Raw genomic sequence first — 24,581 nt, 5'->3', positions numbered from 1 at the left:
CTATAAAAGCACCTGAAAGCAATACATGAAAGTAACGGATCACTTTAAAAATGCGAATGGCAAAACGCTGTTTACGTTCGAAATACTGCCGCCGCTAAAAGGTGAGAACCTGCACACCCTTTACAGCCATATAGACCCGCTGATGGAGTTCAACCCGCCGTTTATCGACGTGACGTACCACCGGGAAGAGTATATTTATAAGCAGCGGGAAAACGGACTGCTGGAAAAAAGGTCTACACGCAAGCGACCGGGTACGGTCGGTATCTGCGCGGCGCTGCAAAGCCATTATAAGGTAGACACGGTGCCGCACCTGATCTGCGGCGGCTTCAACAAAGAAGAAACTGAGAACGCCCTGATCGACCTGCATTTCCTGGGAATAGATAACGTGCTGGTGCTGCGCGGTGATTGCGTGAAAAGCGAGGCGCGCTTTGTGCCGGAGCCGGGAGGGCATAATTATGCTTCAGAGCTGATTGAGCAGGTGGTGGGAATGAACAACGGTGTTTACCTGGATGACGAGCAGGCCAACACCAACGGCACAGACTTCTGCATCGGGGTGGCGGGCTACCCTGAGAAGCATTTTGAAGCACCGAATATGCGGATGGACCTGCGCTGGCTTAAACGCAAAGTAGAACTGGGCGCGGACTACATCGTAACGCAGATGTTCTTCGATAACCAGAAGTATTTCGACTTTGTAAAGCTTTGCCGCCAGGAAGGCATAGAGGTGCCGATCATCCCAGGCCTGAAGCCGCTCACCACTAAAACACAGCTATCACTGCTGCCGAGCCTGTTCCACATCGACCTCCCCTGTGAACTGGCTGAGGCGGTGGAAGCCTGTGCCGATAACAAAGCCGCCGCTGAGGTGGGCGTGGAGTGGGCGATAAAGCAGTCAAAAGAGCTGATGGAGTTTGGCGTGCCTTGCCTGCACTACTACTCCATGGGTAAATCCGGCTCTGTTAGAAAAGTGGCGGAAGCACTATTTTAGAATCTCACCTTAAACAACTAAACTACCTTGGGCCGGAGCTATGCTTCGGCCTTTGCTTTTTACGCTACAGCTGTGGGTAAACCGGCGATAAGCGGTACAGCACCGGCTTGCTTGGGCTGGCGTCCAGCTGTAAACTGGCAATCTGCAGGTTCAGCAGGTACAGGCCGTCAGCCACACGGTCAGGGGCGTACACCAGCTCCGTTATGGTAGCGCCGCAGCGGGTGCTGTGCGGGTACTGCCAGAAAGCATGGTGGCAAAGCAGCTCGCCTCCGTCAGACTCGCGGTCTACAGAGGGCAGGTCGAGCAGCAGGTGCTGAATGCTGTTTTGCGCCAGATACTGCCCGATGCGGTGATCCAGGTACGGCGGGTTCGTGCCGGAGTAGTGGCGGGTGAGTTTCTCCTCAGAGTTAGGCGAGGTGCGGAGTATAACAGCCTCAGGCTTTTGAGCCCCAATCTGCCGTTGCACATCCTCCAGCACCACCACCTCGTCTCCGTTTTCCTGCTTTTGCGGCGCCACGGTTATGAGTTGAGCCACGAACAGGAAGTGCTTCAGGCAGTTATGTATGGTGGCGTTGGCATCGGCGGAGATATGCCCGTAGCACTCTGTGTGGGTGCCGTTGCCGTGCGGCGTGATGTGCACGCGCTTATAGTTGGTGGAGCCGCCTTCTGCCACACTGCCCACAAAGTCCCCTACCCGGATGGTTTCATAGCTTACCGGCTCCGCCCAGAAACACTCTGGCTGCGGCAGCTCCTGGTGCAGCGGCATCGAAATATCCAGCGGCTCCAGCGGGTTAAATGTGTAGGTTTGGTTGTGGTAGGTAATAGAGGCTTCCATGGGGCAGTCTGTTTTTAGCAAGTATAAGTAATTCTGCCGGGATGGTTGCACATGGCTTGTGGCATTGCGGTTTTGCCGGTGTAGCTGGGCAAGGCTGACTTGCTGCTCTTTCAGGCCCTTGGCTCTCTTTGGCTGCTGTTCTTTTCCTCCGGAGTTTACTTGCAGGTGAGCAGTGTGCGCCTGCCGGGGTAGCAGCGGTATACGTAGCAAAAGTCGGAAGGTGAGGCTGCAGACAGAGCGTGCCGGTCAGTAGTTTAGCTTTGCAGCCATCTCAGGGCCTCTTCCTCCTTGGAGAAACTCCTGACAGCGAAGCTGAGGTTCTTCTTGGCTGCTGCACGGGCTATGACGGACTCCAGCGCGATCTGGTGAAACAGGTTAGAGGGCATAACACGTGCCAGCCTCCTGATGCTAGTCAACATGAGGGTTTCGTAGTACTGGTCGGCGAGCCAATTCTTTGTGGCTGGGCTAAGCGAGGCGAGGCCCTGTGAGTTGGAAAGCAGGTTCTCCAGCTTAGACTCCAGCAGGAACAGGTGCAGTTTTAGAGCCCCTTGCCGCAATTCCTCATCCGTGATTTTCTGCTTCCACAGCACCCGTGCAAAGCTCCGCTCACCATCAGCTTCAATTATATAGTGTTCGCTTTCGAATACTGGCTTTGGCCTGAATACTGAGTTTAAGACGGAGTCTGGCATACTGTATCGTAGAGTGCGGCACTCCGGGATGAGTACCCACAAATATACTATAAATACACAAGCCGGTACTTTAGCGTGGTATTATTTTATAGTTAAGCAAATGCTTACGACATAAAAAGCTCCAGAGTTATCTGGTCGGCAAGCAGCTTCCCTCTGTCGGTGAGGTACAGGACGTCATGCTGTACGCTGGCCAAGCCCATGTGCTGCAGCTCCTGCAAGTACGCCGCGTGCCGGGCTGCCAGGTCGTAGTGGTAGTCCTGCCTCAGCTTGCCCAGGTCGCAGCCCCAAATGGTGCGGAGCGTAGTAAGCAGGTAGTCGTTTGCCTGGTCGGCAAGGGTGAGTTCCTCCAGCTCAAAAGGCACTGCACCCTGCTGCAGCGCATCGATGTACTTTTTGTTATGCGACACATTGTACTGCCGGGTGGGGCCGTTAAAGGAGTGGGCGCTGGGGCCTATGCCTAGGTAATGCACGCCGCGCCAGTAGTTGCTGTTGTGCCGCGACTCGTGGCCCGGTTTGCTGAAGTTGGAGATCTCGTACTGCACATAGGCCTGCTGCTGCATTTGCTCCAGCAGCATCTCAAACTGCTGGGCCGTAAACTCGTCCTCGGCAGGCTTAAACTTCCCCTTCTTGCTCCAGCGGCCCAGCGCCGTGTCGGGCTCTATGGTGAGGGCGTAGCAGGAAACGTGCTGTACGCCCAGCGAAAAGAGGGTGTCCAGGTCCTGTTGCCACACGGTGTGGTCCGGGGCCGGAACACCGTAGATCAGGTCTACCGTAATGTTGCTAAAGCCGGCTGCCTGGGCGTCTTTCACGCAGTTTATACTTTCAGAGGCGGTGTGGGCGCGGTTCATCAGCTGTAGGTGCGGCTCATGAAACGACTGCAGCCCGATGCTCAGGCGGTTGATGCCTGCGGCCTGCAGCTCCTGCAGTTTCTCAGGGCGTAGGTCGTCGGGGTTGGCTTCCAGCGTAATTTCGGCATCATCAGAAACTATAAACAGCCGCTTGATTGTTGCCAGCAGTAGCTGTAGTTCCTGCCGGGTCAGCAGCGAAGGGGTGCCGCCGCCAAAGTAGATGGTGCCTACCTCCTGCCCTTGCAGGTACCCCTGCCGAAGCTCCAGTTCGCGCACCATGGCCTGCACCAGGTCGGTTTTAAGGGCCATGGAGGTGCTGAAATGGAAGTCGCAGTAATGGCAAGCTTTCTTGCAAAACGGGATGTGGAGGTATATTCCGGCCAAAATTTAGTTGCTGGTGGTTAATTGTTAAATTGATGGGTGGTTAGATGGCAGCAGAGACAACCGGTGAGGAAAGCCACTGCAAAGTGACAACCTGCCAGAATCTCCTTTACCTTTGCCGCAAAAGCGGCCTTAGACGTTTGCTGATGCACGCACTGGTCTCGCCATTCCGTACCTTAACAATTTAGCCACCTAACAGTTCACCGCACAAATGTACAAAATAGCCGCCTTCTTGTTTAGCCTGGTGCTGTGGTTGCCGCAGGCGCGTGCGCAGGTAGCAGAGCAAAAAGCGGCCCCTGTGAAGGTAGAGCAGGCAAAGCAGCCTGAAAAGCAGGTTGAGAAGCCGGAAAAGGGACAGGCGAAAGTGCAGCTCTCTGTAAAAGCCCTGGGCGTTGACGGGGCACAGACGCTGAAACGCTACAACTTCCGGCAGGCCCTCCCCGACTCTGCGGAGGCCCTGAAAGAGTTGCGGGCCCTGGTGTACCGGCTGCAGCAGGACGCCTACCTGCTGGCTTCTGCCGACAGTATGTACTTCTCAGGCGACACGCTCCACGTGAAACTTCATGTGGGCCAGCCTTTTGAGTGGGCGCAGCTGCGCAACGGCAACTTGAGCGAAGGCCTGCTGGTGGAGTCTGGGTTCAGGGAGAAGTTTTACCACAGCACCCCCTTCCGGCCTGCAGACTATGTAAAGCTGCAACAGCGTGTTCTCGATTATGCCGAGCGCAACGGCTACCCCTTCGCCACCGTCTGGCTCGACTCTGTAAGTATAAAAGGCAATAAGGTGGAGGCAGCACTGATGGTGGAGAAAGCCTTTGTGGTGACCTATGATACGCTGGAGATCGTGGGCAAAACCAAAACGCAGCCAAAGTTCCTGATGCGCTACCTGCAGTTACTGCCAGGCCAGCTGTACAACCAGGACCAGGTGGACGCCTCCCAGCGCATGCTCACGCAGCTGCCCTACATAAAGGTGACGCGTTCGCCGCAGGTACGCTTCCTCAGCGACAAAGCCAAGGTGTACTATTACCTCGAAGACCGGCAGGCGAACCAGATTGACGGTGTGGTGGGGTTCCTGCCTGACCCAAACCGCGCCGATAAACTCCTGGTAACCGGCGAAGCCAACCTGAACATCCGGAATATAGGTGGCAGCGGGAAGCAGCTGGGGCTGCAGTGGCGCCGGGTAAGTGCAGGCTCTGTTGTACTTAACGGCGAGTACCTGCACCCCAACCTGTTCGGGAGCCCCTTTGAGGCCGGGCTAAAGTTCAACCTGCTAAAGCAGGACTCAACCTTTATTACCGTGCAGCCGCGGCTACAGATCGGTTACTATACCTTGCGCTACGGCAAGTTCAGCGTGTTTACGGAGTGGCGCAACTCCCGCATACTTTCCGAGGTAAGCCCGCAGCGCCTGCAGCAGCTCGACCTGGCCGATGCCCAGACCACCACCTATGGCCTCAACTACCTCTGGAATAACCTCGATGACTTTTACTACCCAAGGCGTGGGCGCTTGGTGGAGCTGCAGTTCTCGGCGGGTACCAAAAAGCTCCTGCGCAACGCAGACCTGGAGAAGAGTTTCTATGATACGCTGGAGGTGAAAAGCTCGCAGCTGAGCCTGGCGCTGCGGCTGGAGAACTTTCTGCGGTTGGGTAAAAACAGTGCTCTGCTCACGAGGCTGCGCGGGGAGGCCCTCTTCAGCGACCGCATCTTTCTGAACGACATGTACAGGCTGGGTGGTCTTTCCTCGCTCCGCGGCTTCGACGACTACTTCTTCTATGCCTCCTCCTATGGCGTGGGCACGTTGGAGTACCGCCTCTTTACTGCCTCCGACTCCTATGTGCTGCTGTTCTACGACCAGGGCTACTACCGCAGCGACCTGCAGGCCGCAAAGCTAAGCGACTACCCTTTTGGTCTGGGTGCTGGCATCAGCTTCAGTACGGGTGCCGGTATTTTCCAGCTGGTGTACTCCCTGGGTCAGTCGGAGCAGCAGCCGCTTTCGTTTAAGCATTCCAAGATTCATTTTGGTATAACAAGTAAGTTTTAGCGAATTCCAACTTTTTTGACCTTTTTTAGTACATACACTTGCATGGTAAACATCTTTAGTCTACTTTTGTATCATAATAACAGTGCGGGGTGGAGCAGTTGGTAGCTCGTTGGGCTCATAACCCAAAGGTCGCAAGTTCGAGTCTTGTCCCCGCTACCTCAGAAAAGAGCCTGATTCAGAAATGAGTCAGGCTCTTTTACTTTTCAGCCGTGCCTTTCAAAGGTGCCTCAGTACTCGCCAAAGCCTCCTGCCTCTCCCCTGGCAGTCATACCATAGAGCTACATCCCTACGAGTACTTTATATTAGTTGTAATATATATTGGAAAACTTATGTACTTTTGCGGCTGAAGCTGTAAAGTCTCTTTGTTAGCTCTCAATCCCTTTGAAAACAATACTTAATATATTTTACATGATAACCAAGAAAGTTACAGCCCTGGCACTTTGTTGCCTTGCCTTGTTCGCTAGCTGCAGCAAGGACAACGAAGACACGCAGAAGCTCGAATCAGAACTAGCCGCTGAGAAAAGCAAAACAGTTGTCGACATTAAAAAAGAAGGCGAGCAGCTGATTATTGTTTACAGCAACGGCACCACAGCCTCTGTTCCCTATACAGAAGCTATCAAAGGCAGCATCGGCGGGCAGAACGGCCAGGACGGTGTGGGCATCGAAAGTATTACTTATAACCCTGAAACTGCTGTTCTGGCAATCACGCTTACAAACGGGGAGGTGACAGAGTTTAAAATATCGGGCGCTGGTGCTGACTGGACTGCTGTTTTGGTAGGAGACTCTAATGGTAGCCTGTTCATTTCAGAGGTCCTGTTAGGTTCTGTGCCAGTCATAAGGGCAGAATACAACGACAGCTACCAGTTGACCTACCTCGAGAGTAACCAAGCTGTTGACATGCAGACGCGTAAAGCATTTGACCTGACCAAAAGCTATGCTAACGGTACTTTAGATAAGTATGTACAGAGAGAGTACGCGCTCAGTGGCAAGGTGAACTATACTTCAGAGAGCGCTGGAGGCGAATATGTTTCAACAGTATCCTTCCTGCAGTATAGAGATAGTTTTATTGAATCAAACGGCGATGGGAGCTATTCTTATTATTATTACGAAGGGAGCACCCACAACGGGAACGGCCAGGTAGTTTACAACTACAGGAAGTACGGGAAGTGTATACTAGTGCCGGCAGGAGAGCCAGAGTATAGTAGATACGAAATCTCCAGAAAGAAAAGCGATACTGAGTTTGAACTCTACAATAATTTTAGAAGCACCAGCGAATACTCTCTTTTTACTATCAGTGAAATCATAACTATTAATAGCAACACCTCGGCTGGTTCTGTGGTCTCTACCAAAGTGGTAGATGTAGATACCGACGCGCAAGGCCGTGTGACGAAAGCATATGAGGCTAGCAGTGAGGGAGGTGTGGCTACTAAGTACAGCAGCTATGAGTACAACGCGGCAGGCTTAGTGAAGACTACTAAAACCTATTCTAAAAATGCACAAGGTGCCTGGGTGGCGACTGGAGCATTTGAAACGTACAACTACAATGCTAGCAACCGTCTTATTTCAACTGTTAGGACTTTAGCAGACGGGACAACCCGTGAGGTTCAGAAAGCCTCTTATGATAAGAACGGTAACCCAACTGAAATATGGGCATGGCAGCCCGCCGTTCGGGACTACCGCTGGGAGACAAATCCTGAAACAGGAGAGCGTGGGTACATGGTGACGATTCGTGAGGCTGGACTGTACAAAGTGGCTATGATTGAGTACAACTACACTTTTAAGAATTTCCTCGGTAATACCATAACAGCACTGGTGCCGGAACTGGAAGGGTATAAAATCGTGAATGCTATCAAGCGAGTTACTACACCAAATTCTTATTCTTTTGCTAATATAGAATACAAAGAGTTTAACGAATTTGGCTATCCGCAACGCATGCAGATGGATGCTGCCGATGCTGAAGGTGGAGATTATGGAGCTAACTTTGAGGTTTTGCTAAACTATAAAGTGAAGAGCAAATAATATTATTAAATGCCCTCTGCCACGGCAGGGGGCATTTTTCTGTTATGAGGTGTGCGGCTCTTTTCCTGTTTCTTCTGTTTTGCTCACATTGGCTTTTTGCCCAAGTGCAGGGCACTGTGTTTGATGCTGAAACAAGGTATCCTCTTCCGGATGTACTGATTAGCACAGCTACTGCTAAAGCCGCCAGTGATGGTGAGGGGCGTTTCTCCCTGCCTGCCGATGCGCTTGCCGTAGGAGCTGTGCTGATAAGCTTTAACCACCCCCGCTATCAGGACACCAGTGTGCTGGTTCACCAGCCTACGGTGTTAAGGCTGTACCTGAGCCCCGGAGCAGTAAGTTTGTCAGAAGTAGAGGTTGTAGCCGTAGAGGGGGTTGGTACTGAGGTCTCTAAGCTTGATAGGAAGGAGCTGGAGAGTATAAGCAAACCGCTTGGGGAGGCTGATCTGATCAGGGCACTGCAGTATAAGCCTGGTGTGCTGCAAACTGGAGAAACCCAAACCGGCCTTTTTGTTCGGGGTGGCGCTAACTCACAGACGGCTATTCTGCTGCAGGGCGTGCCAGTTTTTAACTCCGCACATTTATTAGGTATCAACAGTTCGCTTGACCCTGATGCTTACGAGTCGGTTTCGCTGACCACGGGAGGCTTTCGGGCAAATATGGGCGGCTGGCTATCGGCCTATCTGCAGGCGGAGCCACGCGCTGTGGATATATCCGATCAGCAGCTTAAAGTAGGGGTTGGGGTGTTGAGTTCAGAAATAGGCTATCAGCAGCACCTGGCGCGCTACAAAACCAGTATATACGCCAAAGCAAAGTCTTCTTACTACCAGCTCCTGGCGAAGGCTTACAAACAACTGCACCAGGATAAGGGGGAGGAGACCCCGCTGCCGGATTATGCTTTCGCTGACCTCAACCTGCAGGCATATACCTCGCTGCCGAAGGGAAGCCTTTCTGTGGCAGTCTTTAGAAGCCAAGACAGGTACGATGGAACCACAGACCGGCTCTCGCTTGCTGCAACTTGGGGTAATCAACTCGTATCAGCCCGTTGGAAACACAGGCTAGGCCCCGCTTGGCTGGAGCTTGTGCAAGGGTACAGCCGCTATGCCTTTGCCATGGAGCATCAGCGGCAGGAAACTGACGTTGTAGACCAAGCCACCACAGGTTACTTTTCTAACATTTTGTTTGGCCTGCCTCTCGGGAGTAGGGGCTTTTTCGAGGCAGGAGCCTTTCTGCAGCACACGCAGGCGGATATGTCCACCGTTCAAAAAGACAGGCAAGGCAGACTGTTGCAGAAAACCGGCCTTACAGAGAAGTCAACGGTGAGTGGAGCGTTTTCGCAGGCCCAGCTTACGTTTGGCAAACTTACCTATGTGGCTGGTGCGCGCTTGCATACAGACTTAAAGAAGCCCTACCTGGCCCCCCGCCTGAAGGTCGAGCTTACGAACAGCGGCTGGGCCTCCAGTCTCTACTACGATCGCACCTATCAGTTTCACCACCAGGTGAACGTGCTTGGTGTCAACATGCCCTTTGATTTTCTCAGGCTGGCCCCGGGCAAGCTTCCTGTGCAACGATCGGATCAGGTTGGGGTGGCGGTGAATAGGCTTTTTAACGGGGCCAAGGTTACTGCAGGCGCTTATCACCGCTGGCTCGATGGACAACTCTACTATGCCAATGCCTCGACTCTGCTCACAGACTTTGAACAAGATTTCGAGTCCCATACTGGCCGGGCCTATGGTATAGAGTTGGAGGTGCAGGCAAGCTGGAGCAAATTTTCGTTTGCGGGAGGCTATACGCTTGCTTACAGCAAGCTGGCACAGGTCAATGAGTTTGGGGAGCGGCTGTGGGTGTACCCAGTGCAGGATGTGCGGCATCAGGTTAACGCCACATGGCAGTACAGCTTTAACAAAAACTGGCAATTAGCCGGCCAGTGGTTCCTGCAGACGGGGAGCCCCTATACCTTTCCTGTAAGCATCGTTCCGGTACAGGGAATGACACCGAGAGCAACACAACGGATCGTTCCTGGCTTTGAGCGCTTTAATAACATCCGTACCCCTGTCCGGCACCGGCTTGATGTAGGCGTAACCTATAAAAAGAAACACAAGAAGAGCCTTTCCGAATGGAATGTAGGCGTTTACAACCTATACAACCGTGCCAACCCGTACTTCCTGTACTTTGGGGTGAGCCGCCAGGAAGACGGCACTGGTAAGATTGTAGCCAAACAGCGTTCATTCCTTCCTCTTACCCCTACCCTACGCTACACATGCACCTTCGACTTATAACTTATCTCCTCCTGCTTACACTTTCAGCGGTTTCCTCCTGCGCATTGAGAGACGAGGCTGATCTAATGATGCCTTCCAGCCCAGACAAGCTTTTTGTAGAAGGCTACCTGTCGCCAGGAGTCCCCATACAGCTCAGCCTGATACGCAGCAGCAGTCTGCGAGAGAGCCTGTCGGTCCAGCTCGTGTGGAATGCAAAGGCCGAGCTTGTGCTTGCTGATACGGCTGTTGTGTTGCAGAACATCCTTTACAGAGGTAAAGAGAGCATCAGGTTAATAAACTACGTCAATACCTACCGCTTGCCTACGGAGTTATCGGGAGACTCCCTGCGCCTGCGGATCGTTACGGAGGGCGGAGGTGACACTCTTTACGCTGCAACCCCTTTAGTGGAGCAGGTGCGAATAGATGGCTGGGAGCTTAAAGAGAAGATGATCTCTGTTAGCTGCCCGAACAGCGCAAAAGAGGATGGCCGCTACTATGGGGTGTATCTGGAGTATGAGCTGGAGGGAGAGGTAAAGCGTAAGTCAGAATACTATGACTACTCTTCTGTGCAGGACAAGCAACTGACATTTCAGTTAGACGTGCCTTCCGGGAAACGAGCCTATCGACTCATTCTGTACCGGATCACGGCTGCCAACTATAGCTTTCAGCGTACGCTGCAGCAGGCCTCACGTGCCAGTGTGGATCCGTTTGAGCCGCCCGTGGCGCTGCCAACAAACGTGCAGGGTGGGCAGGGCATCTTTACCTATATCACAGCAGACACGCTGTACATAAAATGAGCCTTGCCCGGGGTGGCAGCGCGCGGTTTTCCAACCTGCGTTAGGTCACCGTGCTTTTCAGTTTAGAAGAAGGCCTGCAGCCCCGGTTGCAGGCCTTCTTTCTTTATCAGGCTGTTTGGTGCAATTTGCAGATAACTAGTTCGTTAAGTATTTGAGTGTTATAAATATTAAAGTTGCCATGTAACCTTTTTAAGGTTTCGGCAATAGAGGTATAGGTGGTCATACGGGGCTGCATCCGCTAGTCTGGCAGCAATGTGCGTAATGCCTCCTTGTCCTGGCTCTTCTGGATGGCTGCTGTGGCCGGTACGAAGCTAATAGCTTGTGTATCTTAATATATATCGGTTTCGTAATACAAAAACCTTAGCCTATAGTTCACCCTTAACTCCGACTTAATGCGTCTCCCTATACACAAGCGCTTTTATCCTGTATTTGCGCTCCTGTACCTGCTACTGGTATCGGCCATCCCCCTGCAGGCGAAGGACTGCGAGGCCCCTGCCATTACTACCGATAAAACCTCCATTTGTAGTGGCGAAACGACCACGCTGATCCTGGACCCCACCCCTTCCTATAGCATCCAATCCTACGCGTGGTTTCGGGATGACAATGCAGACGGTGTTTTTGAGCCTGTGACTGGCGGCACCAACAGCTCCCTTACGGTAAGTACAGCAGGTATGTATTACGTTGTCGTGGAGAGCGCTGAGTGCGACAACAGCCCGCTGACCTCCAACCAGGTACAGGTAAACGTAACGGAAAAGCCTTCCACGCCAATCATATCCCTTGATCCTCCTTCTGGCGCAATTTGTGGCGGCGACGCAGTGGCGTTCCGCGTGGATTTCCCGGAGGAGGGCGTTGAGTACGTCTGGCGGGTAGACGGGGCAGACCCAAAGTCTGGCACGGAGGTGAGCTATACCTTTGAGGCCTTTGGAACGGGCACCAGGGACTTTACTGTGTCAGTTGAGGCCATACGCCAGCCAGGTGCCTGCCGTACGCTGGAGGAGGTAGAGATCACAGTGAAAGAAACCCCGGAGATAGACTTTGGGGAAGTGAATGAGTTTACCGTCTGCCTGCCAGACTCTGTAGAACCGGCCGATACCGTTGTGGTGGCGCAGCTGGTCAACAACATTCAGGAGCCGTACCTGTCCAGTATTGCCGCTTATTATATTGACTGGGGCGACGGGAACGGAGAAGTGCGCTATAGCGGCCAGGCCGGGCTCTTCCCGGAAAAAGGCCCTGCCTACGAAGACTACGGTGAATACCCGATCACGATCCGGGTGGAGGCAACCAATGGGTGCGAGGCCACTTTTTCGCAGCCCTTCTACTACGGCAAAGATCCCAAAGCAAATTTCACGACAGGCAAGGAAGCCGTGGGTACCCCGCAAAGCTGCACCCCTGTCATATGGTCCTTCGGAGACAGTACCACCGTTGGCGATAGCCTGGCCAAAGATTTGACCTACAAGTGGGAGATCAAAGACCAGATGAACATCGGCGGGTGGGAGGTAAAACTGGGGGAGAGCCTGACGGAGGATACCCTGCGGGTGCAGTTCAATAACTCGGGTGTGTTTGAAGTGCAGCTGATTGTTACAAATGCCTGCGACTCCGATACTACTTCACAGAGCATTGTGGTGGGCTATCCGCAGGTGCAGCTCACAGGAGACATCGTTGCCTGCGGCGATACCACCGTCAAGTATGACCAGACCCTGGTGTTCTTCGACGCCAACTTTGGCAACACCGTTACCTACGAGTGGTTTGTGAACGGCAGGCTTGCCTCCAACGAGCAGTTCCCCTCACTGGACTTCCCGAGGCCCGGCACCTACAATGTGGAGGCCCGGATAACGAACGAGTGCGGCTCCAGTGACGACCTGGGGCAAAAAGCGCCGCCGCAGGTCGTTACCATACTTCCGGTGCCAGGCGCTCCGCTTATCAACGACATCACGACCTGCTCCGGCGACAGTGCCTTACTGGCCCCGTCAGGGCCAGGTGCCAGCTATAACTTCTACGATGCGGGAGGTAACCTGGTGTTTACGGGGCCGGAGTACAAAACGCCTCCGCTCACAGGCCCAACTACCTTTCAGGTAGAAACCATTGACCAGAACAACTGCCCCAGCGACCGTGTAACGGTTAACGTAAACGTGGTGCCCCCTATCGACAACAACACCATTGAGGGCACCCAGAGTATATGCGTGGGGGATGCGCCTGACCCGCTAACAGGCCGCCAGCCCAACGGCGGCCTCAGCAGCAGCTATGTGTATACGTGGCAGATCAGCACCACCGGTCCCTCCTCCGGCTTTTCCAGGGCCACCGGCACGAGCAACAGCCAAGGCTATACACCGCAGTCTTTGGGGCAAACCTCCTGGTTCCGGCGCGTGGTAAACTCTGGCAGCTGTACCGCCGATACGAGCGCGGCTGTGAAGGTGACGGTAGTGCCCCGGATTGAGAACAACACAATAAGCGAAGACCAGGAGATTTGTGCCAACGAGAAACCGGCTATCCTGGTGGGGGAGCGTCCGACGGGTGGCGACGGTACTTTCCTCAACATCATTTGGGAGGTAAGCACCGAAGGCCCGGACCAAGGCTTTGTACCGGCTCCGGGCGCCAACGCAGGTGAAAACTACGATCCAGGCGTGTTGGCGCAAGACAGCTGGTTCCGTCGGGTGGTGGAGTCGGGAGGATGCCGTGTCGCATCTGATCCGGTCATGATTACGGTATATGACGAGCTGGAGAACAACACCGTCAGCATAGAGGAGGACGAAATCTGTACCGGCACCGCTCCCGGTGTGATAAACGGCACAGAGCCGACAGGTGGCAGCGGAAGCTACACATACCTGTGGGAGAGCAGTACGGCCGGCCCTAACGCTGGCTTTACGGCGGCGGCAGGCACTAACAACGGCCAGAGTTACTCCCCGGGCAGATTGGCCCGCACAACCTGGTTTCGGCGCGTGGTGAGCTCTGCGGCATGTAGTGCCGATACCAGTGCAGTTCTGTCCATTACGGTTAACCCCGGCGTGCGCAACAATACGATCACGGCCACGCAGACAGAAGTCTGCACAGGGCAGGTGCCGGAGCCGATAACCGGCAGCATGCCAACGGACGGCGCCGGCGGTTATACTTATCTGTGGGAAAGCAGCACCATCGGCCCGAACAGCGGCTTTGTACAGGCAGCGGGCACAAACGATGCGCAGGACTACACGGCAACGCCGCTAAACCGCGACACCTGGTTCCGAAGAGTGGTCTTCTCCGGCGGCTGCTCAGACACATCCGAAGTGGTCGGCATTACGGTGCTGCCTATCCCGGCCACGCCAACGGTGGTGGCCAGCAACGCCACTGCTTGCGTTAACGGCTCGGCTACCCTGACGGTGGCCAACCCGGACGGGCTGGAATACCGGTGGTACACTTCGTCCACAGGCGGTTCACCCGTGTTTATCGGCTCAGAGTTTACCCTGGATAACGTCACCCAGTCTGCCACCTACTATGTAGAGGCCGTTAATGACCAGGAGTGCGCCAGTGTGTCGCGTGCGCCGGCAACCGTGACCGTGGTGGCAGTGGAGGCCAGTGCCGGGGAGAACGTAACAGTGATACAGGGGCAGACAGTGGAGCTGCGCGGCTCCGGCGGTGCCACCTACCTGTGGGAGCCGGCCACTTACCTTAACAACCCCAATATCCCGAATCCTATTGCCAGGCCGGATAAGACCATTACCTATACCGTGACTGTGACTTCGGAAGAAGGCTGCGTGGACACCGCCAGCGTAACGGTGGAGGTGATCCCGGCGCTGCAGATACCCAATGCCTTTACACCCAACGGTGATAACGTGAATGAGGTGTGGGAGATAGAGAACTACGCGAACTACCCTGATATGCGGGTGGAGGTGTTTAACCGCTGGGGCAACAAGGTCTTCAGCTCTAAAGGATACGGCGTGCCTTGGGACGGCACCTATAACGGGGAGGAGCTGCCAGTGGCAACGTACTACTACCTTATCTACCTCCGCAGCATTAACGATGAGCCGATTTCCGGAAACGTGACCATTATCCGATAAGACATGAACAAGCCGCTTATACTTATACTTTCCCTGTTCTTTGCTGTGGCGCAGCTGGCTGTGGGGCAGCAACGCCCGCAGTACAGCCAGTACATGCTCAACAACTACCTGCTCAACCCGGCTATCTCAGGCATTGAGGATTATGCTGATGTCCGGCTGAGCCACCGGCGGCAGTGGGTCGGGCTGGAGGGGGCCCCTAGCACGTACTACGTGTCGGTGCACACGCCGCTGAACAAGGGTGCTTCGGGCAACAAGTATCACCGGGCGCTGGCGCACCATGGTGTGGGCGCGACACTTCACACCGACAAGACGGGGCCTCTGCGCCGCACAGGCCTCAGCGTGTCCTACGCCTACCACCTGCCCCTCACCACAAGTATAAACGTTTCGGCGGGCGTGGCTACCGGCCTTATCCGCAACTCGATCAACGCAAGCGAGCTGGACTTTTCGAACGACAACGACCCCCTGGCCGGAGGGGGCGACATAAACAACACCATGCTGGACCTAAACCTGGGCCTGTGGCTGTACTCCCGTAACTTCTCGGTGGGCGTGTCCGGGGCGCAGCTGCTGAAAAACGCGGGCAGTTTCGGCGACGGTGTGGTGAGTAGCGACGAGGCGACCCTGGAGCTGCAGCGCCACTACTTTATCACCGCCAGTTACCGCCTGGAGCCAACAGAAAGCCTTGATGTGATACCGTCGGTGATGCTGAAACTTGCCGACCCGAGCCCCGCCTCTATCGATGCCAGCTTGCGGGTGATGTATGACGAGCGCTTTTGGGTAGGAGGCTCCTACCGGCACAACGACGCGTTGGTGGCCATGGTCGGCGTATACATCAGCCCCCTGCTAGATCTCTCCTACTCCTACGACTTCACTACCTCTGACCTCAACAACGTGAGCGCAGGCACCCACGAAGTGGTGCTTGGCTTCAAGCTCCTAAACAACAGGCGCATCATCTGCCCGCAATGGGTGTGGTAGGCACAGAATAACCCCTTTTGGGATAAACTGCAAATCCCCCTGGCTGCTGTAGAGACAGTAGCCAGGGGGATTTGTTATTTTTCGGGTAAGTGCAAAATCGCAGGCCTCGGAAGCTGGGTGCAGGCTGTGTTATTTTGTTGCCGTTCCGAAGGCCTGGCGCATAAATACGGAGCAGCCTCTCTTGCCCGGCTGATTTTGCCTGATATAAATAAAGTAGTTTAGAGCATCTATATCTGATAATCTATATTTTTATATATTGATAGCAGGTGAAAAAATTTAAACATTTAGGTAAAGTATACAGGGTACTTAAAATTGTGAAAATTTAGGTGTAATATAGTAGATAATGGCAGGGTGCTGTTTTAATAATTTTTCTATGTAATTTTTAAAGTCTATTATTGCACCTGAAAAACTGACTCAATGAGTTAAATCCGGCGGAAGTGGTTGATTTAGTACAATGTAGTGTGCCAGAAGGATGCTCAATGTTTCACTTAAAAGAAATAATTTATACGGAAGTTTTTACTATTGACTGAATGAGAAGCTGGTTAGAAAAAGTCATACTATTGCTAGTATGCTTTTGTATGATGTCTGTTGTGGCCTCTGCTCAACAGGCACCTGCCTTGGGTGCCGTGTATGAGTTTGGAGCTGTGGCATCGTCTAAAATCACCAACACAGGCAATACCGTTGTGCATGCCAGTATAGGTGTCGCCAACGGAGCAATACAGGGTTTCCCGCCAGGGGAGTACCGCCGCGGGTATTACCAGGGCGGTCAGTTGGCGAAGCAAGCCATTGCAGATGCCCGTGTAGCGTATGATTTCATGGCTGGCCAGGCTAACACAGGTACGATTGCTTCCAATAACCTCACTGGCAGCACCATCACGCCCGGGGTATACACCATCAACGGCGACGCAAGCCTGAACGGAAAGCTTACGCTGAACGGCCTTAGCCAGAGAAACCCTGTCTTTATCATCAAGGTAACAGGAAACCTCACCCTGACCAAAGGAGAGTACGAGTTGCTAAACAACGCGGCCGGCATTAACCTGTTTTGGGTGGTAGAGGGGAATGTGCAGGTGGCGCAGGGCGCAGCGGCCCTGGGAAACGTTTTCGCCAGGGGCAACATTGTCATGCAGGACGGGGCGCAGCTGCAGGGCCGCCTTATCGCCCGAGAGGGAGAGATTCAGCTATCAAACAACGTGCTGAACCATCCCGCCGACCTGGAGATCATCCTTTCCAAGACACCAGGCAGCAAAGGCCCTGATACCTATGCCTTCGGCGAAACCATTTCCTACACCATTAAAGTGCGCAACAACGGCCCTACCAACGAAGAAGGGGTTGTCGTAACAGGGATACAGTTCTCTGGAGAGATGCAGAGCTATACTTCCTCCAGGCCCGGCACCAGCTTCAGCGGCTCTGCCTGGGCTGTTGGCTCTCTGGCTTACCAGGAGGAGGTGGCGCTCACCATCGTGGCAAGGGTAAACCAGGCGGGCGCAGGCTACCTGCGGGGCCTGGTGTACGGCATTGGTATTGATGAGGTAAGGCAGAACAACACCGGCGATCTTAGCTTCTGCGTGCTGCTGTCAGAGACCGGTGTGATCAACGGCCCGGCGGAGGTATGCTTGGGCGATAGCTTTGAGTACAGCATTGCTGACGTGGACGGAGCCACCCGCTATACCTGGAGTGTGCCGTCCGGATGGAGCTTTGTGCCGCTCGGCCCCGCTACCAGATCAACCACCATACGCGTAACGGTTGGGGGTTCAAATCCTAACCCGGAAAGGTCAGGCTTTATTAAAGTAACGGCCAGTAATACCTGCGGCGAAGGGCCGGCCAGAGCCTTGGGTGTCACCATGCAGGCCGATGTGCCGCCGCAGCCGGGGCCTATTACAGGGCCGGACGCTATCTGCCGTGGCACTGCAAGCGCCACCTACAGCATCGTACCAGTGGCCAACGCCAGCTCCTATAGCTGGGCAGTTCCGGAAGGATGGGCGATCGAAACTGGGCAAGGCACAACAGAAATCTCCGTGATCCCGGGCGCCACTGGCGGTACAGTGTCTGTCATGGCTATTAATGCCTGCGGAAGCAGCGTTCCGCAAACACTGCAAGTACGCGTAGACGATGCCACCCCGGAAATGCCCACCGAAATCATCGGCACCCCGCAGGGCTGCGTGGGTACCGTGATGCCGTTTGAGGTGGCAGAGGAGCCAACCGCAAAAACCTATAACTGGGAAGTAACGGGAGACGGCTGGTCTATTGTGTCTGGCAACGGCACCAGAAAAGTAATGGTGCGGATCGGAAGTGCGGCCGGTGACATCACTGTAAGGCTGGAGAACGGCTGCGGTGTCAGTGAGCCTGTTGCCAAGCACGTGGAACCGGTTTCGTCGCCAAGCCCTGCACCCGGCCAGATAACAGGTGAAGCTTACACCTGCTCTAACCAGACTGGCCTGGAGTACTTTGTTGAACCTGTGCCTACCGCCACTTATTACTATTGGACCGTGCCGGAAGGATGGGATATCGTAGAAGGGCAGGGAACAGTTAAAATCGTAGTAGATGCTAGTGCAGAGGGTGGCGACATCACCGTAGTGGCCATCAACGACTGCGGAACAAGCGATAAGAGCTCTTTAAGAATAATTGCTGCGGAAGGCGTGCCTGTAGCCCCGGGGCCGATCACAGGAAAAATGTATGGCTGCGCAAACAGTAACGCGACCTACAGCATTGCGGAAGAAACAGATGCGGCCTCTTACGTGTGGAGCGTTCCTGCTGACTGGACCATCATCTCCGGCCAGGGCACTACCTCGATTGAGGTGACAACAGGCGCCATGAGCGGCAAGGTTACAGTGGCGGTAGTTAACGGCTGCGGCACAGGTGCTGTGAGTGCCTTGGACGTGCAGCCACAAATAACTCCTCCTGCCCCACCAACCAGCATTGTTGGCCCAAGTGAGGTTTGCCAGGATGGCGTTAATTATGAATACCGGGTTAACCCCGTAGCCAGCGAAAGCGGCTATACCTGGACTGTTCCGGCTGACTGGGTAATAACCTCCGGCCAGGGCACTTCCCGCATCACGGTAACAGCCGGTGCGATGGAGGGAGCAGTAACTGTAGCCGCCCTGAACGACTGCGGTGAGGGCGGTGCGGCAAGCATGCCTGTAACGGTAGTACCATCGCCGCCAGATCAGCCGGGCGCAATCACTGGCCCGCCTTCTGCATGTGTCAATCAGCGAAACGTAACGTACTCTATTGAGCCGGTAGCCGGTGCCTCTTCCTACCTCTGGTCGGTGGGCGACAAAGACTGGCAGATTGTATCCGGTCAGGGTTCCACCAGCATCGTGGTGAACGCCGGAACTGAACCAACTACGATTAGCGTACGAGCGGTAAATGCCTGCGGTGTAACCAGCGAAACACAGCTGGCCACCGTGGTAACGGATACCGTACCGGCCACGCCAGACCCTATCACCGGCAACCTCTACCCTTGTGCCGGCAAGGTGCACACCTTCAGCATCGATCCTGTGCAGCATGCCTTCAAGTATAACTGGAGCGTTCCGGAAGGATGGCAGGTGCTGGAGGATAACGGCACCTCAATCACTGTAGAAACCGACGGAACAGCAGGCACGGTTAGCGTAACAGCAGAGAACGGCTGCGGGCCGGGCTTCGCCCGGACGCTACAGGTGACGCCGGTTACCGCCGTGGCAGCCGCTCCGGAAGCCATACTAGGAAACATAGATGTGTGTGCAGGCGATGAAGTGACCTTCTCTGTGAAGGAAGTGGCAGGCGCAAGCGGTTACAACTGGGTAGTGCCTGCCGGCTGGCAGATCATTTCGGGCCAGGGTACAGCCAGCATCCTTGTAAAAGTAAACGCCACGGCCGGAGACGTGACCGTAACCAGCCTCAACGACTGCGGCGACGGTGGCACCATCTCCCGTAATATTCCGGTTAACACGGCTGCGCCAACCACACCAGAGTCAATTGTCGGCTCTCCGCAAGTATGTAGCAGTACCACTGTGGTGTACAGTATTGATCCGGTTAGCACGGCCAGCTCTTACACCTGGTCTGTGCCGGGCGATTGGGAAATTCTCTCAGGCCAGGGCACAACAAGTATAGAAGCGAAAATTGGGAAGGCAGTGGGCAACGTAACTGTAGTAGCTGTAAACAGCTGCGGCGGAAGCGGAGATGCTGAACTGGCTGTAGAGGTGGCACAGGGTGCGCCGCTCGCACCGGGCGCGATCAAAGTGCCGGCAGGCAGCTTCTGCCAGGGCACAACCGGCCTCGAGTACAGCGTTGACCCTATAGCAGGCGCAAACGGCTACAGCTGGACCGTTCCGGCAGGATGGGTTATCACGGACGGCCAGGGTACAACACGCATCACCGTTACGGCGGGAGCCGTGGGTGGAGAGGTAACCGTAACCGCCACTAACTCCTGCGGAGATGGCGGTACTGCCAAGGCAGAGACAAGGGCGCAAACCTTCCCGTTGGTGCCGGAAATCACCATCGGCTCATTTACCCCATGCCAGAGCGAGAACACAACCTACAGCGTTACCGCCAACACCGTCGGAAACGTGGACACCTACCTGTGGGAGGTGCCGAAAGGCTGGACGATCGTCTCAGGGCAGAACACCAATACGCTGGAGGTAATCGCCGACGGCACGGCCGGCAAAATCAAAGTGACAGCGAAGAACAGCTGCGGTGACAGTGGCACGGCTGAAATGGAAGTAAGGCCTACTCCTGCTGCGCCTGTTGAACCAGGCGCTATCGTAGGGGAAGCAGGTGTGTGCGTTGGCGGAACAGTTACCTACACCATTGAGAACCCTACGGCCGATGCTACCTACAACTGGAACGTGCCAGCTGGCTGGAGCATTACAACCGGCCAGGGTACTGCCACGATTACGGTAGTAGCCGGCAGCGAGGCAGGCACGATAACGGTAACAGGCCAGAATGGCTGTGGCAGTACAAGCCCTGCTTCGTTAAAAGTAGGGGTGATGCCGGCCGAGGGAGCCACCGCGATCATCGACCGCAGCACACCGTGCGTTGGCCTGAGCTATGAGGTGGAGCCGGTGCCGGGGGCCACTACCTACACCTGGGCCGTGCCGGCTGGCTGGAGCATTACCTCCGGGCAGGGCACCCCGAAGATCACCGTGGAGCCAGGGGCTGGCAAAGGCGATATTAGTGTGGTTGTAGGCAACGGCGGCTGTGTGGACGAGCCGCTCTACATCACCCCGAGCGCCATCATGGCCAAGAGCGACCTGAACTTCCCGAACGTGTTCTCTCCGAACAACGACGGCACCCACGACACCTGGAAGATCAAGAACCTGGAGAATTATCCTGACAACGAAGTAACGATCATTAACCGCTGGGGCAACCAAGTGTACCACGGCAAGTCCTACCAGGGTAACTGGACCGGCGATAACCTGAGCGAGGGCACCTACTTCTATGTGGTGCGCGTGAAGCTTTGCGACGGGGAGGATAAAATGTTCAAAGGATACGTGATGATAGTAAGGTAAGGCGATGGCAACAAACGTGAAGGCAATTCAGAAATTAATCATCCTGCTGGGCATCGTGGCGGCACCCGCGGCGTTTGCACAGCAGGCTCCGCAGTACAGCCAGTACATCTTTAATGAGCTGGTGGTAAACCCTGCCTATGCTGGCAGTAAACAGATACTGCACGCCAACATCACCTACCGCACCCAATGGACGGGGCTGGAGGGCGCACCGACGTCGCAGACCCTGAGCGTGGACGGTCCCACAGGCAGCAAGAACCTGGGCTGGGGCCTGCACCTGATCAACGATGAGATCGGGGCGCAGAGCCAGACGGGGGTGTACGGGGCACTGTCTACCAGAATTAAGCTGGACCGCTACTCCGAGCTCTCCCTGGGGGTGGCCGTGGGGGTGTCGCAGTACACGTTGGATGGGACCAAACTGGACCCCGGCAGCGAGGAACTGGACCAGGCCATTCCGGAAGGGCGCGTGTCGCAGGTGCTGCCAGACCTGAAGATCGGCACCTTCTATAACACGGAGCGCTACTATGTGGGGTTCTCTGTTGCCAACCTGGTGCCATTCAAGGATGACAAAACGGAGATCGCCACACCGCGCCGCCACTACTTCCTGTCCAGCGGCTACGTGTTCGACATCAGCCGCAACGTACGCCTGAAGCCAAGCATCCTGATAAAGGAGGACTTCAGGAGCCCGACAGCCGTGGACCTGAACTCCTTTGTGCTGCTGCACAACCGCATCTGGTTCGGTGCCTCGTACCGTACCGCGGTGCCGATGTTTACCAACCAGGAGATGAAGCAGCTGGAAAAGCGGAACGCGCTGGCCCTGATCACGCAGGTGTATGCTACGCAAAGGCTGCGGATCGGATATTCTTACGATATTAGCCTCAACGAATTGAAAAATTACTCAAGCCATGAAGTATCTTTGGGCTACTATTTCCTGAAGAAGAAGTTTGGCCGCATCCTGACTCCTCGAAACCTATAGTTCTTAATACCCTTATTATATGAAATGTAAGTTTACCCTCGTCCTGGCGCTCGTTTGCTTTGCAGCCAGTGGGCGCCTGCCTGTGCTGGCACAGGAAATGAAACAAGCTGACAAGTACTTTAACAACTTTGAGTTCAGCCTTGCGCTCGAGGCCTATGAGAAGGTGCTTGAGAAAGAAGAGCCGACGCTGATGGTGGTGCAGCGCATCGCCGACAGCTACCGTATCCTGAACAACAGCAAGGAGGCTGAGTTCTGGTACGCACAGGCCATCACCTTCCCGAACGCAGACCCGTCCAACTTCTACCTGTATGCGGAGTCTGCCAAGCGTAACGCCAATTACGCCAAGGCCAAACAACTGTTCCTGGAGTACGGCAGCAAGGTGCCGGCACAGCGCGCGCTGGCAAACCGTATGGCCGCCTCGTGCGACACAGCCATGAAGTGGATGAAGTACCCGGAGCCGTACAGGCTGGACCAGCTCAAAGCCATGAACTCAGAGGGGGCAGACTTTGGCCCGATTCGCACGAAGGAAGGCCTGTTCTTCTCGTCTGACAGGATGGAGAAGCAGCAGACGAAGCGCAACAACTGGACCGGCAACGGCTTTATCCAAATGTACTTTGCCCCGGCCCTGAGCGACAGCACCTGGGGAGCGCCGGAGGCACTCCCGTCGGTCATCAACACCTCGTACCACAACGGCCCGGCCGACTACCTGGAAAAGGAGAAGACGCTGTACTTTACCCGCACACAGGTGGTAAAGAAAAAGACCAAGGGCACCAACCCGGACCCCACCAGCTGGTTTAAGGGCAGCGACAACGGCACGCACACCAACCGCCACGGCATTTACATGGCCCGCCGCAAGGGAGGTGATAAAGGCAAATGGCAGAAAGAGGTTGCTTTTGCTTACAACAACACCGATGAGTACTCCATTGGCCACCCGGCTATCACACCGGACGGGCAGGTGCTGTACTTTGCCTCAGACATGATGGGCGGCTTCGGCGAAACAGATATCTACTACAGCGAGCGCCAGCCGGACGGCTCCTGGGGCAAACCCGTTAATGCGGGCTCCCTGATCAACACAAGCGGCCGAGAAAGCTTTGTCAGCCTTGGGGCCGATGGTAACTTATACTTCTCCTCCGACGGGCACATCGGTATGGGCGGCCTTGACCTTTTCAAGGCAGTAGGCCCGCACAAAGCGTGGCAGAAGGTGGAGAACCTGAAGTACCCGCTCAACACGTCGCAGGACGACTTTGGTATCATGATGGACAGCACGGGCACCAAGGGCCTGCTTTCTTCGAGCCGCCTTTCTGAGAACGGTTTTGACGACATCCTGACCTTTAGGAAATACCAGGTGCAGTGTACGCTGGCAGGCGAGGCAGTAGAGCGTATTGCCCAGGCCGGTACTGTGAAGACAACCTATGCGCCCGTTTCAGATGCATTGCTGCAGCTGATCGACGAAGATACCGATGCCGTGGTACTGGAGGCAAAGTCCGACGAGAAGGGAACATTTAAATTCCCGGTGATGGCGGGCAAAAAGTATACGATCAAAGGCAGCAAGTCGGGTTACCTGGCGCAGTCGCTGTCTGTTTTGCCGGACTGCCGCTATGAGTCGGATACAGTGCAGGTCGTGTTTGAGTTTATCCGCGACACGCCTAACAAGCCGATTGGGATTGAGAACATCTACTACGACCTCGACAAGTTCGACATCAAGCCAGCCGCCGCGCTGGAGCTGGACAAGCTGGTGCAGACGCTGCAGGATAACCCAGGCGTTCGCATTGAGCTTAGCTCCCACACCGACAGCCGCCAGACGGATGAGTACAACCAGGTGCTCTCGCAGCTGCGGGCCCAGTCTGCCGTGGATTACCTTATTGCCAAAGGCATCAGCCGCGACAGGGTAATTGCCAGAGGCTACGGTGAGTCCAGGCTGATCAACGGCTGTAAGGACGGAGAGGTTTGCTCAGAGGTGCAGCACCAGGAAAACCGCCGCACAGAGTTCAAGATCCTGAAGTAACAGGGCAAGCGTAAGTATAAAAAGAGGCCAGCAGGTACACCTGCTGGCCTCTTTTGTTTTAGGAGCTTTAGCAACCGAGGCGTTTAATCCTAGGCTAGCCGCCTGTCAGGATGGCTACTGAAACCGGGGCTGCTCCCTACGGGCCTTGTAACCATGAACTGCTGCACGGGGCGTCTTTGAAAGAATAACTACGAAAATAATCGTAAATAAACTTGCATTACGAAACTATTCGTAGTTACTTGTAGTACACTCAATACATAACCTATAACTGTT

Annotated in this window: 13 protein-coding genes and 1 tRNA gene; 11 read left to right on the top strand and 3 right to left on the bottom strand. The window is 54.9% G+C overall.

The window, feature by feature from the left end:
* Nucleotides 1–25 precede the first annotated feature (25 nt).
* Nucleotides 26–982 carry a methylenetetrahydrofolate reductase [NAD(P)H] gene (gene metF, locus CA264_RS16830; protein WP_025608559.1) on the top strand — a complete coding sequence of 319 codons (957 nt, stop codon included), beginning with the start codon at nt 26–28 and terminating at the stop codon, nt 980–982.
* Nucleotides 983–1,046: 64 nt separating this feature from the next.
* On the opposite strand, the gene CA264_RS16825 is transcribed toward metF, so the two are convergent.
* The 3 genes from CA264_RS16825 to hemW all read right to left on the bottom strand — a co-directional run bounded on the left by CA264_RS16825 (nt 1,047) and on the right by hemW (nt 3,738).
* Nucleotides 1,047–1,817: a cyclase family protein gene (locus CA264_RS16825; protein WP_025608558.1), complete on the bottom strand. Its 771-nt coding sequence runs from the start codon at nt 1,815–1,817 to the stop codon at nt 1,047–1,049.
* Nucleotides 1,818–2,071: 254 nt separating this feature from the next.
* Nucleotides 2,072–2,506, bottom strand: coding sequence for a hypothetical protein (locus CA264_RS16820; protein WP_157593726.1), 435 nt, complete (start codon nt 2,504–2,506; stop codon nt 2,072–2,074).
* 104 nt (nt 2,507–2,610) lie between these two features.
* The gene (gene hemW, locus CA264_RS16815) at nt 2,611–3,738 is read right to left on the bottom strand and encodes a radical SAM family heme chaperone HemW (RefSeq protein WP_025608556.1); all 1,128 of its coding nucleotides are present in this window, start codon (nt 3,736–3,738) and stop codon (nt 2,611–2,613) included.
* Between the two features lie 208 nt (nt 3,739–3,946).
* On the opposite strand from hemW, the gene CA264_RS16810 reads away from it, so the two are divergent.
* The 10 genes from CA264_RS16810 (at nt 3,947) to CA264_RS22420 (ending at nt 24,308) form a co-directional block, all read left to right on the top strand.
* Entirely contained in the window at nt 3,947–5,770 is a 1,824-nt protein-coding gene (locus CA264_RS16810; protein WP_025608555.1) for a BamA/TamA family outer membrane protein, read from the top strand.
* Nucleotides 5,771–5,853: 83 nt separating this feature from the next.
* Nucleotides 5,854–5,926: transfer RNA gene (locus tag CA264_RS16805), tRNA-Met, on the top strand.
* 225 nt (nt 5,927–6,151) lie between these two features.
* On the top strand, nt 6,152–7,789 hold the full coding sequence (locus tag CA264_RS16800; RefSeq protein ID WP_157593725.1) for an RHS repeat domain-containing protein: 1,638 nt from the start codon (nt 6,152–6,154) through the stop codon (nt 7,787–7,789).
* 116 nt (nt 7,790–7,905) lie between these two features.
* Nucleotides 7,906–10,065 (top strand): TonB-dependent receptor plug domain-containing protein, encoded by a 2,160-nt coding sequence (locus CA264_RS16795; protein ID WP_162912094.1) that lies wholly within the window; start codon nt 7,906–7,908, stop codon nt 10,063–10,065.
* Between the two features lie 65 nt (nt 10,066–10,130).
* Nucleotides 10,131–10,841: a DUF4249 family protein gene (locus CA264_RS16790; RefSeq protein WP_025608552.1), complete on the top strand. Its 711-nt coding sequence runs from the start codon at nt 10,131–10,133 to the stop codon at nt 10,839–10,841.
* 392 nt (nt 10,842–11,233) lie between these two features.
* On the top strand, nt 11,234–14,872 hold the full coding sequence (locus CA264_RS16785) for a gliding motility-associated C-terminal domain-containing protein (protein WP_025608551.1): 3,639 nt from the start codon (nt 11,234–11,236) through the stop codon (nt 14,870–14,872).
* A gap of 3 nt (nt 14,873–14,875) precedes the next feature.
* Entirely contained in the window at nt 14,876–15,844 is a 969-nt protein-coding gene (locus CA264_RS16780; protein WP_025608550.1) for a PorP/SprF family type IX secretion system membrane protein, read from the top strand.
* Nucleotides 15,845–16,422: 578 nt separating this feature from the next.
* Nucleotides 16,423–21,330 (top strand): ice-binding family protein, encoded by a 4,908-nt coding sequence (locus CA264_RS16775; RefSeq protein WP_211332056.1) that lies wholly within the window; start codon nt 16,423–16,425, stop codon nt 21,328–21,330.
* A gap of 4 nt (nt 21,331–21,334) precedes the next feature.
* Nucleotides 21,335–22,303 (top strand): PorP/SprF family type IX secretion system membrane protein, encoded by a 969-nt coding sequence (locus CA264_RS16770; protein WP_237151136.1) that lies wholly within the window; start codon nt 21,335–21,337, stop codon nt 22,301–22,303.
* A gap of 19 nt (nt 22,304–22,322) precedes the next feature.
* On the top strand, nt 22,323–24,308 hold the full coding sequence (locus CA264_RS22420; RefSeq protein ID WP_025608547.1) for an OmpA family protein: 1,986 nt from the start codon (nt 22,323–22,325) through the stop codon (nt 24,306–24,308).
* The last annotated feature ends 273 nt before the right edge of the window (nt 24,309–24,581 follow it).

Source organism: Pontibacter actiniarum (genome assembly GCF_003585765.1).
Taxonomy (GTDB): domain Bacteria; phylum Bacteroidota; class Bacteroidia; order Cytophagales; family Hymenobacteraceae; genus Pontibacter; species Pontibacter actiniarum.
Note: the sequence above shows the minus strand (reverse complement) of the source record. Positions and strands in the feature narration are given on the sequence as shown.

Excerpts from the sequence above, each read along its gene's own strand:
- metF (WP_025608559.1), top strand. The coding sequence starts at position 26 with ATGAAAGTAACGGATCACTTTAAAAATGCGAATGGCAAAACGCTGTTT.
- CA264_RS16825 (WP_025608558.1), bottom strand. The coding sequence starts at position 1,817 with ATGGAAGCCTCTATTACCTACCACAACCAAACCTACACATTTAACCCG.
- CA264_RS16820 (WP_157593726.1), bottom strand. The coding sequence starts at position 2,506 with ATGCCAGACTCCGTCTTAAACTCAGTATTCAGGCCAAAGCCAGTATTC.
- CA264_RS16810 (WP_025608555.1), top strand. The coding sequence starts at position 3,947 with ATGTACAAAATAGCCGCCTTCTTGTTTAGCCTGGTGCTGTGGTTGCCG.
- CA264_RS16790 (WP_025608552.1), top strand. The coding sequence starts at position 10,131 with ATGATGCCTTCCAGCCCAGACAAGCTTTTTGTAGAAGGCTACCTGTCG.
- CA264_RS16785 (WP_025608551.1), top strand. The coding sequence starts at position 11,234 with ATGCGTCTCCCTATACACAAGCGCTTTTATCCTGTATTTGCGCTCCTG.
- CA264_RS16780 (WP_025608550.1), top strand. The coding sequence starts at position 14,876 with ATGAACAAGCCGCTTATACTTATACTTTCCCTGTTCTTTGCTGTGGCG.
- CA264_RS16775 (WP_211332056.1), top strand. The coding sequence starts at position 16,423 with ATGATGTCTGTTGTGGCCTCTGCTCAACAGGCACCTGCCTTGGGTGCC.
- CA264_RS16770 (WP_237151136.1), top strand. The coding sequence starts at position 21,335 with ATGGCAACAAACGTGAAGGCAATTCAGAAATTAATCATCCTGCTGGGC.
- CA264_RS22420 (WP_025608547.1), top strand. The coding sequence starts at position 22,323 with ATGAAATGTAAGTTTACCCTCGTCCTGGCGCTCGTTTGCTTTGCAGCC.